The organism is Pseudomonas sp. Wu6 (genome assembly GCF_019891515.1).
GTDB classification, from domain to species: domain Bacteria; phylum Pseudomonadota; class Gammaproteobacteria; order Pseudomonadales; family Pseudomonadaceae; genus Aquipseudomonas; species Aquipseudomonas orientalis_A.
Genome location: NZ_JAFLXH010000019.1, coordinates 101,852 through 114,176 on the forward strand (window position 1 = coordinate 101,852; position 12,325 = coordinate 114,176).

The following is a 12,325-nucleotide window of genomic DNA, read 5'->3' on the forward strand; positions in this document are numbered from 1 at the left end:
AGCAAGCTCGCTCCTACCATTAGAACGTCGCTGTCTCGATTTCCGGAGTTTCCCCATGACGGCCCATGCCGACCTTTCGCCGACCCTTCAACTCGCCATCGACCTGATCCGTCGCCCATCGGTCACGCCGATCGATGCCGATTGCCAGAAGCTGATGATGCAGCGCCTGGGCGACGCCGGTTTCGCGCTCGAGCCGATGCGCATCGAGGACGTGGATAACTTCTGGGCCACCCATGGCCAACATGACGGCCCGGTGCTGTGCTTCGCCGGCCACACCGACGTGGTCCCCACCGGCCCGGTGCAGGCCTGGCAGAACGACCCGTTCGACGCGCTGATCGACGAGCACGGCATGCTGTGCGGGCGTGGCGCGGCGGACATGAAAGGCAGCCTGGCGGCAATGCTGGTGGCGTCGGAGCGCTTCGTCAGGGATTACCCGGACCACAAGGGTTCGGTGGCTTTTTTGATCACCAGCGATGAAGAAGGCCCGGCGCACCATGGCACCAAGGCTGTGATCGAGCGCCTGGCCGCGCGCAAGGAGCGCCTGGACTGGTGCATCGTCGGCGAACCGTCGAGCACCACCCTGGTGGGCGACGTGGTCAAGAACGGCCGTCGCGGCTCCCTCGGCGCCACCTTGACGGTACGCGGTGTACAGGGCCACGTGGCCTACCCGCACCTGGCGAAGAACCCGATCCATCTCGCCGCGCCGGCCCTGGCTGAACTGGCCGCCGAGCATTGGGATGACGGCAACACCTTCTTCCCGCCGACCAGTTTCCAGATCTCCAACCTCAATTCCGGCACCGGCGCCACCAACGTGATTCCCGGCGACCTGACGGCGGTGTTCAACTTCCGATTCTCCACCGAGTCCACCGTGGAAGGCTTGCAGCAGCGGGTCGCCGCGATTCTGGATAAACACGGCCTGGACTGGCATGTGGACTGGGCGCTGTCGGGCCTGCCCTTTCTCACCGAGCCGGGCGCACTGCTCGACGCGGTATCGGCCAGCATCAAGGCGATCACCGGGCGCGAGACCAAGGCATCCACCAGTGGCGGTACGTCCGACGGCCGTTTCATCGCGACCCTGGGCACCCAGGTGGTCGAGCTGGGCCCGGTGAATGCGACTATCCATCAGGTCAACGAGCGCATCCTTGCCAGCGACCTCGATGTGTTGACCGAAATCTACTACCAGACCCTGATCAAGTTGCTCGCCTGATGCTTGCCTGCCCCCTCTGCACTGCCCCGCTCACTGCGGTGGACAATGGCGTGGCCTGCCCCGCCGGGCACCGTTTCGACCGCGCACGCCAGGGTTACCTCAACCTGCTGCCGGTGCAGCACAAGAACAGCCGCGACCCAGGCGATAACCTCGCCATGGTCGAGGCACGCCGTGATTTCCTCAACGCCGGCCACTACGCCCCGGTGGCCAGGCGCCTGGCTGAACTGGCCGCTGAACGCGCACCGCAACGCTGGGTGGACATTGGCTGTGGCGAGGGTTACTACACCGCGCAGATCGCCGATGCCCTGCCCCACGCCGACGGCTACGCCCTGGATATTTCCAGGGAAGCGGTCAAGCGTGCGTGCAAGCGCAACCCGGCGCTGACCTGGTTGATCGCCAGCATGGCCCGTGTACCGCTGGCCGACGCCAGTTGCCAGTTTCTCGCCAGCGTGTTCAGCCCGTTGGACTGGCAGGAAGCCAAGCGCCTGCTCACCCCGGGCGGCGGCCTGATGAAGGTCGGTCCGACACGTGGCCATCTGATGGAGCTGCGCGAGCGCTTGTACGATGAAGTGCGCGAGTACACCGACGACAAACACCTGGCCCTGGTGCCGGATGGCATGCACCTGGCACACAGTGAAACCCTTGAGTTCAGCCTGAGCCTGGCCGAACCCGGGGACCGCGCCAACCTGCTGGCCATGACCCCGCACGGCTGGCGCGCCAGTGCAGAGCGACGCAGCGAGGTCATCGAAGCCGCCCAGCCGCTGCAGGTCACCGTGTCGATGCGCTACGATTATTTCGTGCTTCAATAACCTTTTTTCAGCATCCGCGAATGGATTTTCGAATCCCGCAACGAGGAACATCCATGCGCCAACCCGATATCGAGATTTACCTGAAGGACGCCGACGTCGACCACAAGGCCATCGCCGCCTGGCTGGGCGCCGCCCTGGGCCCATGCACCGACTGGGTCCAGAAGGGCCAGACCTACAAGTGCAAGGCCGGCAACGTGCCAGTGACCTGGCTGCCGAAAGCCGTGGGCAAGTGGAACAGCCTGTACCTGGAAAGCGACCAGACCCCATGGGACGACGACATCGCCTGCGCCCGCGCCGCGTTTGCCGCGCTGAACGTTGAAGTGCGCTGCGCACCGGGGACCTGGGTCGAGGAAGAGGGTGAGGAAAGTGCTGACCGCTGGATGCGCATCAGTGCCGACGGTGAAGAAGAGATCACTTGGAAAACCGCCTGACCTGAGCTGCGAACCCAATCAAATGTGGGAGGGGGTTTGCTCCCGATAGCAGTGGATCAGTCAATATAGCTGGTGACTGACACACTGCAATCGGGGGCAAGCCCCCTCCCACAGGGGTTCAGTGGTGAACTTACAGGCCCACTACATCCTCGGCCTGCAAGCCTTTCTCGCCCGTCACCACGGCATACTCCACCTGCTGGCCCTCGGCCAACGAGCGGTGCCCGTCACCACGAATGGCGCGGTAGTGCACGAACACATCCTTGCCATCTTCACGCTGTATAAAGCCGTAGCCCTTTGCATCGTTGAACCACTTCACGTTGCCGGTTTCGCGCGTTGTCATCTGTTCACTCCCACTGGTTTTTATTATTGAGTCGCTGGCGTTGAACTGCCGAGTATAAGACAGGTTCAAAAACCATCAACTCAACTTTACATCGCTGCTTTTTTGCCGATTTTCGGTGAATACGGCACACTACCCGCCCGAGCGCCTGCTCGGTTTTTTCCACTTGAAGCAGTTCGCCTATGACCCGCTCCCCGTTCCGCCGTCTGGTGTTTGGCACCTTGCGCCGACTGTTGTATCTCTGGGTTCGCTCGGAGACGATCAACCAGTCGTCCCTAACCCTTAACCTGGACCGCAGCCGGCCGGTGTTCTACGTCCTGCAATCGCCCTCAATGACCGAATTGGCCGTGGTCGATGCCGAGTGCACCAAGGCCGGCCTGCCGCGCCCGGTGCTGCCGGTCTCGGTGGGCCCCTTGATGGAGCCTGCGGCGTTCTTCTACCTCACGCCCGACCCGGACTGGCTCGGCCGCCAGGACAAGCGCGGCGCACCGCCCACCCTGACGCGCCTGGTCAACACCCTGAGCGAACATGCCGAAGAGAATGCACAAATCATTCCGGTCAGCGTGTTCTGGGGCCAATCCCCCGAAAGCGAGTCCAGCCCCTGGAAGCTGTTGTTCGCCGACAGTTGGGCGGTCACCGGGCGTCTGCGCCGGTTGTTGAGCATCCTGATCCTCGGTCGCAAGACCCGCGTGCAATTCTCCGCGCCCATCAACTTGCGTGAATTGATCGAGCACAATAAAGGGCACGAACGTACCGTAAGAATGGCCCAGCGCATCCTGCGTGTGCACTTTCGTAACCTCAAGACCGCCGTGATCGGCCCGGACCTGTCGCACCGGCGCAACCTGGTGAAGGGTCTGGTCAATATGCCCCTGGTGCGCCAGGCGATTGCCGATGAAGCCGAGCGCGAAAAGATTTCGCCGGAAAAAGCCAAGGCCCTGGCCCTGCGCTATGGCAACGAAATCGCCTCGGACTACACCTACACGGCGATCCGTTTTCTGGAAGTGGTGCTGAGCTGGTTCTGGAACAAGATCTACGACGGCATCAAGGTCAACAACATCGAGGGCGTGCAACAGGTTGCCCAAGGCTACGAAGTGATCTACGTGCCGTGCCACCGCAGTCATATCGACTACCTGTTGCTGTCCTACCTGCTGTTCAAGAACGGCCTGACCCCGCCGCACATTGCCGCCGGCATCAACCTGAACATGCCGGTGATCGGCAGCCTGCTGCGCCGTGGCGGTGCGTTTTTCATGCGCCGTACCTTCAAGGGCAACCCGCTTTACACCTCGGTGTTCAACGAATACCTGCACACCCTGTTTACCAAGGGCTTCCCGGTGGAGTACTTCGTCGAAGGCGGACGCTCGCGCACCGGTCGCATGCTGCAGCCGAAAACCGGGATGCTGGCCATCACCCTGCGCAGTTTCCTGCGCTCTTCGCGCATGCCCATCGTGTTCGTGCCGGTGTACATCGGTTACGAACGCGTGCTCGAAGGCCGCACCTATCTGGGCGAACTGCGCGGAGCGAGCAAGAAGAAAGAGTCGATCTTCGATATTTTCAAAGTGGTGGGTGCGCTCAAGCAGCGCTTCGGCCAGGTGGCGGTCAACTTCGGCGAGCCGATCAAGCTGGCGGAGTTTCTCGACCACGAGCAACCGGACTGGCGCGCCCAGGAACTGGGCCCGAACTTCAAGCCGGCATGGCTGAATGAAACCACCCACCGCCTCAGCGAAAAGGTGGCCCGCCACCTCAACGAAGCCGCCGCGGTGAACCCGGTGAACCTGGTGGCGTTGGCGCTGCTGTCGACCACCCGCCTGGCCCTGGACGAACAAGCCATGGCCCGCCAGTTGGACTTGTACCTGGCGCTGCTGCGCCGCGTGCCCTATTCGCCCCACACCACCCTGCCGGAAGGCGATGGCCTGGCGCTGATCAAGCACGTCAAGGACATGGACCTGCTGTCGGAGCAAAGCGATGCCCTGGGCAAGATTGTCTATCTGGATGAGCAAAATGCCGTCCTGATGACCTATTACCGCAACAACGTGCTGCACATCTTCGCCCTGCCGGCGCTGCTGGCGAGCTTTTTCCAGAGCAGTTCGCGGATGAGCCGCGAGCAGATCCTGCTCTACACCCAGGCGCTCTATCCGTACCTGCAATCGGAGCTGTTTATCCGCTGGTCACTGGAAGAGCTCGATGGCGTGGTCGACCAGTGGCTGGAGGCTTTTGTCGAACAGGGCCTGCTGCGTTTTGAAAACGGCGTGTATCTGCGCGCGGCGCCGAGTTCGCGGCATTTTGTACTGCTGACGCTGCTGTCCAAGAGCATCGCCCAGACCTTGCAACGCTTCTACATGGCGATTTCGCTGTTGCTCAACAGCGGTCAGAACAGCATCAGCGCCGAAGAGCTGGAAGACCTGTGCACAATCATGGCCCAGCGCCTGTCGATCCTGCATGGCCTCAATGCCCCGGAATTCTTCGACAAGAGCCTTTTCCGACATTTCATCCAGACCTTGCTGGAGCAAGATGTGCTGCGCCGCGACGAAGCCGGCAAGCTGAGCTATCGCGACCTGCTCGGCGAACTGGCAGAAGGTGCGGCCAAACGCGTACTGCCGGCGGACATTCGCCTGTCGATTCGCCAGGTGGCGCTGCATCGCGTCGATGGCGCGGCCGAGCAAGCGGTGGACCCCGCGCAAACCCGCTAGATTGAACAAGGCGCCGGGAAGTTTGCGGCGCCGTTGAAAAGGAGTTGCACCATGAAAAAGATCATCCTCCTGGGCCTCACGGCCCTGCTCGGAGCCTGCCAATCCATGACACCCGCCCCAAAGGCCAGCCTCGACGGCGAAGTGTTTTACCTGCAACGCATCGCGTTGCCGCCTGCCGCCACCTTGAGCGTCAGCCTGCAAGACGTGTCCTTGATGGACGCCCCGGCCGTGACCCTCGCCGAACAGAAAGGCCCGATCAAGGGCCAGGTGCCGCTGCCGTTTCACCTGAGCTATGACCCGGCGCAGGTCAAGCCTGGCCACAGCTACTCGGTGAGCGCTCGCATCGAGGTGGATGGCAAGCTACTGTTCATCACCACGCAGCACCATGCGGTACAGCTCAATGGCCAGGACCCACAGCCACTGCGCTTGCGTGTCGACGCGGTAGCCCACTGAATTCAATCATAAGGAAGCGCCCATGCTCCGTAACCCTCTTCGCCTCACTGCCCTGTTCACCGGACTGCTGCTGGGTGCCAACGCGATGGCGCTGGACCTTGGCAGCCTGTCCCAGGGCGACGCCAGTGGCGGGCTGAAGGATGCCTTGACCCAGGGCGCCCAGATCGCCGTGAAACAACTGGGCACGCCAGGCGGTTTCAGCAATAACCCCGAGGTCAAAATCGGCCTGCCGGGCAAGCTGGGCAAGATCGCTGACAAGCTGAAGATGTTCGGCATGGGCGATCAAGTCACCCAGCTGGAAACCAGTATGAACAAAGCGGCGGAAACCGCAGTGACCCAGGCTCAGCCGATCCTGGTCAATGCCGTGAAAAACATGAGCGTGACCGATGCCAAGGGCATCCTCAGCGGTGGTCAGGATTCCGCCACCCAATACCTGAACACCAGCAGTCGCGAACAGATCCGCGCCAAGTTCCTGCCCATCGTCAAGGCTGCAACCGACAAGGTCGGCGTGGCCCAGCAGTACAACGCCCTGGCCGGCAAGGCGGCGGCGTTTGGTGCAGTGGACGCCAAAAGCGCCAACGTTGAAAACTACGTGACCGAACAGGCGCTGGACGGCTTGTTCAAGATGATCGCGCAGCAGGAAGAAACGATTCGCAAAAATCCGGCAGCGGCCGCCACCAGCCTCGCCAAGAAAGTGTTCGGCGCCCTGTAAACGCCTCTGTGCACCCGAGCAGGTGGGGAAGGATCACCTGCCCGGGAGCGCTTACCACACCTTTAAAACAGCTTGGCGCCCAGCCCGCCAAAGATCACCGCGCCCAGTGGCATCACGCTTACGCCGAACTTGATTGCGCCGCCTACGCCATTGCAATCGGGCTTGGGTTTGCATTTGTCGTTGCAGTCATCTGCCGGTGGCTTGGGTTTGGCGCAGTTGCCGGCACCAAAGCTGCTGTTGACCGAAACGCTCAACGACTTACCGATGAATAGTCCCATGGGTTACTCCTTGAATCATCAGATTTGAGATCCGGCCAGACGGCGTGAAGACCGTCGGACCGAATACCTGTCATCAGGTAGTCCATGAGTGGCGAAACGTTAAGAAACGTTCCTCGCCATAAGCACCGTCATTCCTGTTTGACCCTGAACCACGCCGCGTAAAGCGCCGGTAGAAACAGCAGCGTCAGCGCCGTCGCCACAATCAGCCCGCCCATGATTGCAACCGCCATCGGCCCGAAGAATACGCTGCGTGACAGTGGAATCATCGCCAGCACCGCCGCGAGTGCCGTCAGAACGATCGGGCGGAAACGCCGAACAGTCGCTTCAATGATCGCCTGCCATGGCGTCAGCCCCGCCTTGATGTCCTGTTCGATCTGGTCCACCAATATCACCGAGTTGCGCATGATCATCCCCGACAGGGCAATCGTGCCGAGCATGGCCACGAAACCAAACGGCTGACGAAACACCAGCAGGAACAACGTGACGCCGATCAAGCCCAGGGGCGCGGTCAGAAACACCATCGCCGTGCGTGAGAAACTGCGCAGTTGCAGCATCAGCAAGGTCAGCACGACCACGATGAACAATGGCACGCCGGCCTTCACCGAGTTCTGTCCGCGCGCAGAGTCTTCAACCGTGCCGCCGACTTCCAGCAAATAGCCGTCCGGCAACTCGGCGCGCACGCCCTCCAGGGTCGGCAGGATCTGCTGGACCAGGGTCGCAGGTTGTTCCTTGCCGTAGATATCGGCGCGCACGGTCACTGTCGGCAAGCGGTTACGGTGCCAGATGATGCCCTCTTCAAAGCCATACTCGAGGGTTGCAATCTGTGCCAGGGCCACACTTCTGCTGTTGTCGGTCGGTACCGCCAGGCTTGGCAGCCGCGACAACTCGGTGCGTTCATGGACGGTGCCGCGCAGGAGAATCTCGATCAACTCGTTGTCCTCCCGGTACTGGCTGACGGTGGAGCCGGTCAGGGAGCTTTGCAGGAATTTCGACAGGTTGGCGGTGCTTACGCCAAGCGCCCGGGCGCGGTCCTGGTCGATATTCAGATAAACGATCTTGCTCGGCTCTTCCCAGTCCAGGTGCACATTGACCACGTGGGCATTCTCGCGAACCCTGGCCGCAACTTTGCGCGCCAACGCGCGAACTTCTTCGATGTGCTCGCCGGTCACGCGAAACTGCACCGGATAGCCCACGGGTGGGCCATTCTCCAGGCGGGTAACGCGTGAACGCAGGTCAGGAAACTGTTCGTCAAGGGTTTCAATCAGCCAGGTGCGCAGGCTTTCGCGTTCTTCGATGGTGTGTGCCAACACCACAAATTGCGCGAAGCTGGCAGCCGGCAGTTGCTGGTCGAGCGGCAGGTAGAAGCGCGGCGAACCGGTGCCCACGTAGGCGACGTAGTTGTCGATGCCTGCGTGTGCCTTGAGCAAGGTCTCGAGGCGTTTGACCTGGTCGGCGGTGTTGCTCAGGGAAGCGCCTTCGGCCAGTTTCAGGTCGACCATCAGCTCCAGGCGACCCGAGGCCGGGAAGAACTGTTGCGGCACGAAACGAAATAGCCCAACCGAGCCGATAAACAGCAACAGGGTCAAAACGATGACCGTCTTGCGCCGACGGACACACCACTGCACCAAACGTCTTACACGCTGGTAGAAGGGCGTGCCATACGGATCCGGACCGTCGGTGCCGTGCTTGGCCGCATGTATTTTCGCCAGGTCCGGCAGCAGCTTTTCCCCCAGGTACGGTACAAACACCACCGCAGCGACCCATGAGGCCAATAAAGCAATGGTCACCACCTGGAAGATCGACCGGGTGTACTCGCCGGTACTCGATTGCGCGGTGGCAATCGGCAAAAAGCCTGCGGCGGTGATCAACGTGCCGGTCAGCATGGGGAAGGCGGTGCTGGTCCAGGCGAAGCTTGCGGCTTTGATCCGGTCGTAGCCCTGCTCCATTTTGATCGCCATCATCTCCACCGCGATGATCGCGTCATCCACCAGCAAGCCCAGGGCCAACACCAGGGCGCCCAGGGAAATTTTGTGCAGGCCGATACCCAGGTAGTACATGGTGGCAAAGGTCATGGCCAGCACCAGCGGAATCGCCAGTGCCACTACCATGCCGGTGCGTACCCCCAGGGAAAAGAAGCTCACCAGCAACACGATGGCCAAGGCTTCGGCCAGCACCTGGACGAATTCGCCGACACTGGTCTTCACCGCTGCGGGCTGATCCGAAACCTTGCGCAATTCCATGCCCGCCGGAAGGTTCTTCTGCAAGCGTGCGAATTCACGCTCCAGTGCCTTGCCCAGCACCAGAATATCGCCGCCTTCACGCATGGCCACCGCCAGGCCGATGGCGTCCGCGCCCATGTAACGCATGCGCGGTGCCGGTGGGTCGTTGAAACCACGGTGGATATCGGCCACATCGCCGATCCGGAAGGTTCGGTCCGCCACCCGAATAGGGAAGTTACGGATCTCTTCCACGCTCTTGAAGTTGCCCGACACCCGCAGTTGCACCCGTTCACTCGGGGTTTCAAAGAAGCCGGCGGTCGACACCGCGTTCTGCTCCTGCAACGCTTGCTGCACGGCGGCCAATGGCAGGCCGAGGGTGGCGAGCTTGAGGTTGGACAGCTCGATCCAGATCTTCTCATCCTGCAGGCCGAGCAGCTCGACCTTGCCCACATCCGGCACCCGTTGCAGCTGAATCTGGATGCGGTCGGCGTAGTCCTTGAGCACGGGGTAGTCGAAACCGTCACCGGTCAAGGCGTAGATATTGCCGAACGTGGTGCCGAACTCATCGTTGAAAAACGGCCCCTGGATATCCGGTGGCAAGGTCTGACGGATATCGCTGATCTTCTTGCGCACCTGGTACCACAGCTCGGGAATCTGCGCCGAGTGCATGGCGTCGCGCGCGATGAAGGTCACCTGGGACTCGCCGGGGCGCGAGAACGAGACGATGCGCTCGTACTCGCCGGTCTCCATGAGCTTTTTCTCGATGCGCTCGGTGACCTGGCGTGACACTTCCTGGGCGGTTGCCCCTGGCCAGTTGGTCTTGATCACCATGGCCTTGAAGGTGAAGGGAGGGTCTTCGCTTTGTCCCAGTTTGGTGTAGGACAAGGTGCCGACGACCGCCAGCAGGATCATCAGGAACAGTACAATCTGGCGATTACGCAACGCCCACTCGGAAAGATTGAAACCCATCGGGGACTACTCCTTGGCCGCCAGATTCACCACGCGGTTGGCGCGATCCACCGGGCGCACCTGCTGGCCCTCATGGAGCACATGCACGCCCGCCGCAACCACCCAGTCGGTGGGCGCCAGGCCTTCCAGTACCGGCACGCTCTTTTCGCCAAACGCGCCGATGCGCACGGGGGTGCGCTTGAGGGTGTTGTCCGGCGCCACACGCCAGACATAAGACGCGCCGTTCTCCGCACTCAGGGCAGACAGCGGCACCGACAACGGCATTACCCCGTCAACCGGTATGAATACCCGAGCGCTCTGCCCGAGTTCTGCAGGGACTTTGCCGCCAGTGAATGCCACCCGTGCGGCGAAGGTGCGCGACCTCGGATCGGCGGCGGGCGACAGCTCGCGAATGCGTCCGGCAAAGCGTTGATCCGGTTGGCTCCACAGCTCAACCGAGACCGGCTGGCCGATCTTGAAGCGGCCGAAGCCTTGCTCCGGCAGGCTGATCACTACTTCACGCTCGCCATCGGTGGCCAGGGTGAACACGGTTTGGCCGGCGGCGACGACCTGGCCCACTTCCACCGCACGCTTGGCGACGACACCGTCCTGAGGCGCACGCAGCACGGCATACCCGGCCTGGTTGCTGGACACGTCGAACTCAGCCTTGATCTGCTTGAGGCGTGCCACACCGGCTCGATAGAGATTTTCGGAATTGTCGTACTGGGATCGGCTGACCATCTGACGGTCCATCAGGGTCTTGTAGCGGTCACGCTCGGCGCGCACCAGGCTCAGGTTGGCCTCGGCGCCAGCCACCTGGGCACGGGTGGCTTCCAGTTGCAGGCGTACATCCTGTGGGTCGAGCTCGGCCAGGGGCTGGTTGGCCTTGACCCGCTCGCCCTCCTCCACCAGGCGATTGCTGACTTTGCCGGCGATGCGAAAAGCCAGATCCGGCTCATAGCGGGCGCGCACTTCACCGGGATAGCTGTCCACCGACTGCGCCAGGGGCTGGGGTTGCACCACCATGGCCGGGCGAGGAGCAGTGGGGGCCGCTTCTTCATGGCCGCACGCGGCCAACAGGAAGATCAGACTGACAGGCAACGCAAAGGGCAGGAAAGTGCTGCGCATGCTGTGGGACCTTTCGCAAATGAGGCTTGGAATAATTATACTGGCCGGTATGTTATTAATACCAAACTCGCCAGTCCAGTATTAAAGGTGAAAATGTCCGACAATCCTGCAAACACCAATAGCCCCGGGCGTCCCAAGGACATGGCAAAACGCCAGGCGATCCTCGATGCGGCCAAATCGCTGTTCCTGGGCAAGGGTTACGCAAGCACCAGCATGGACGCCGTCGCCCTTGCGGCCGGGGTATCGAAACTCACCGTCTATAGCCACTTCACCGACAAGGAGAACCTGTTCACCGCGGCGGTGGTGGCCAAGTGTGAAGAGCAATTGCCGGTGATGTACTTCGAGCTGCCTGCAGGCATGCCGGTGGAGACCGTGTTGCTGAACATTGCGCGGGGCTTCCATCGGTTGATCAACAGTGAGGAGTCGGTGAACCTGCATCGCTTGATGATGACCACTGGCAATCAGGACGTGAAACTCTCACAGATCTTTTTTGAAGCCGGTCCCATGCGCATGCTGCAGGGCATGGAGCGCCTGCTCGGCAAGATTGACCAGGGCGGCGCCCTGAGCATCGACAAACCCTTCAAGGCTGCGGAGCACTTTTTTTGCCTGCTCAAAGGCACGGCGAATTTCCGTTTGCTGTATGGCTGCGGGGGGCAACTGAGCGAAGAAGCGGCCGAAGAGCATGTTCGGGAGGTGGTGGGGTTGTTTATGCGGGCGTATGGGGCGTAGGTATCTACGCAGCTTTGATATGACACCGGCATGTGGCGAGGGAGCTAGTGCCCGATGGCGGCCTCCGGGCCGACCAGGATGTTAGTGTCGATCCCGGTCCAATGTGGGAGGGGGCTTGCCCCCGATGGCGGCATCCGGGCCGACCAGGATGTCAGTGTCGATCCCGGTCCAATGTGGGAGGGGGCTTGCCCCCGATGGCGGCATCCGGGCCGACCAGGATGTCAGTGTCGATCCCGGTCCAATGTGGGAGGGGGCTTGCCCCCGATGGCGGCATCCGGGCCGACCAGGATGTTGGATCAGATCGAGTACATATCCGTTTCTGCGGTAACGGCCACTTAGGGTTCCGCCCTGACGGCGGCTCACTTTTGAAAAGCGCAAAAGTAAGCA

11 protein-coding genes are annotated in these 12,325 nt (G+C 61.7%); 7 read left to right on the forward strand and 4 right to left on the reverse strand.

Going from position 1 to position 12,325, the window contains the following annotated elements; genetic code table 11:
* The first annotated feature begins 55 nt into the window (after nucleotides 1-55).
* The 3 genes from dapE to J1G34_RS14990 are packed head-to-tail and all read left to right on the forward strand — an operon-like array spanning nucleotide 56 to nucleotide 2,447.
* Nucleotides 56-1,207, forward strand: a complete 1,152-nt coding sequence (dapE, locus tag J1G34_RS14980) for a succinyl-diaminopimelate desuccinylase (protein ID WP_065886077.1) — start codon at nucleotides 56-58, stop codon at nucleotides 1,205-1,207.
* Complete coding sequence (locus J1G34_RS14985) at nucleotides 1,207-2,016, forward strand: putative RNA methyltransferase (RefSeq protein WP_222994277.1); 810 nt, start codon at nucleotides 1,207-1,209, stop codon at nucleotides 2,014-2,016. The genes dapE and J1G34_RS14985 overlap by 1 nt, the downstream gene beginning before the upstream one ends.
* 53 nt (nucleotides 2,017-2,069) lie before the next feature.
* Nucleotides 2,070-2,447 (forward strand): hypothetical protein, encoded by a 378-nt coding sequence (locus J1G34_RS14990; protein WP_065893346.1) that lies wholly within the window; start codon nucleotides 2,070-2,072, stop codon nucleotides 2,445-2,447.
* Nucleotides 2,448-2,577: 130 nt separating this feature from the next.
* Here J1G34_RS14990 and J1G34_RS14995 read toward each other — a convergent pair whose 3' ends face one another.
* Nucleotides 2,578-2,787: a cold-shock protein gene (locus tag J1G34_RS14995; RefSeq protein ID WP_065886074.1), complete on the reverse strand. Its 210-nt coding sequence runs from the start codon at nucleotides 2,785-2,787 to the stop codon at nucleotides 2,578-2,580.
* A 179-nt stretch (nucleotides 2,788-2,966) separates the two neighbouring features.
* Between J1G34_RS14995 and plsB the strand changes: the two genes are divergently transcribed.
* From plsB to J1G34_RS15010, 3 genes are read left to right on the forward strand one after another with little or no spacing between them, the layout of a single operon-like run.
* Nucleotides 2,967-5,471, forward strand: a complete 2,505-nt coding sequence (gene plsB, locus J1G34_RS15000) for a glycerol-3-phosphate 1-O-acyltransferase PlsB (protein ID WP_065896945.1) — start codon at nucleotides 2,967-2,969, stop codon at nucleotides 5,469-5,471.
* A gap of 51 nt (nucleotides 5,472-5,522) precedes the next feature.
* A complete protein-coding gene (locus tag J1G34_RS15005) occupies nucleotides 5,523-5,924 on the forward strand; it encodes a YbaY family lipoprotein (protein WP_130138512.1) in 402 nt (133 codons plus the stop codon).
* Nucleotides 5,925-5,946: 22 nt separating this feature from the next.
* Complete coding sequence (locus tag J1G34_RS15010) at nucleotides 5,947-6,636, forward strand: DUF4197 domain-containing protein (RefSeq protein ID WP_065886071.1); 690 nt, start codon at nucleotides 5,947-5,949, stop codon at nucleotides 6,634-6,636.
* A 62-nt stretch (nucleotides 6,637-6,698) separates the two neighbouring features.
* Here J1G34_RS15010 and J1G34_RS15015 read toward each other — a convergent pair whose 3' ends face one another.
* From J1G34_RS15015 to J1G34_RS15025, 3 genes are all read right to left on the reverse strand, one after another.
* The gene (locus J1G34_RS15015; RefSeq protein WP_122560744.1) at nucleotides 6,699-6,914 is read right to left on the reverse strand and encodes a hypothetical protein; all 216 of its coding nucleotides are present in this window, start codon (nucleotides 6,912-6,914) and stop codon (nucleotides 6,699-6,701) included.
* 128 nt (nucleotides 6,915-7,042) lie between these two features.
* The gene (locus J1G34_RS15020) at nucleotides 7,043-10,102 is read right to left on the reverse strand and encodes an efflux RND transporter permease subunit (RefSeq protein ID WP_222994278.1); all 3,060 of its coding nucleotides are present in this window, start codon (nucleotides 10,100-10,102) and stop codon (nucleotides 7,043-7,045) included.
* Between the two features lie 6 nt (nucleotides 10,103-10,108).
* Nucleotides 10,109-11,209, reverse strand: a complete 1,101-nt coding sequence (locus J1G34_RS15025; protein ID WP_122560746.1) for an efflux RND transporter periplasmic adaptor subunit — start codon at nucleotides 11,207-11,209, stop codon at nucleotides 10,109-10,111.
* Nucleotides 11,210-11,302: 93 nt separating this feature from the next.
* Between J1G34_RS15025 and J1G34_RS15030 the strand changes: the two genes are divergently transcribed.
* Entirely contained in the window at nucleotides 11,303-11,938 is a 636-nt protein-coding gene (locus tag J1G34_RS15030; RefSeq protein ID WP_065893340.1) for a TetR/AcrR family transcriptional regulator, read from the forward strand.
* Nucleotides 11,939-12,325 lie beyond the last annotated feature (387 nt).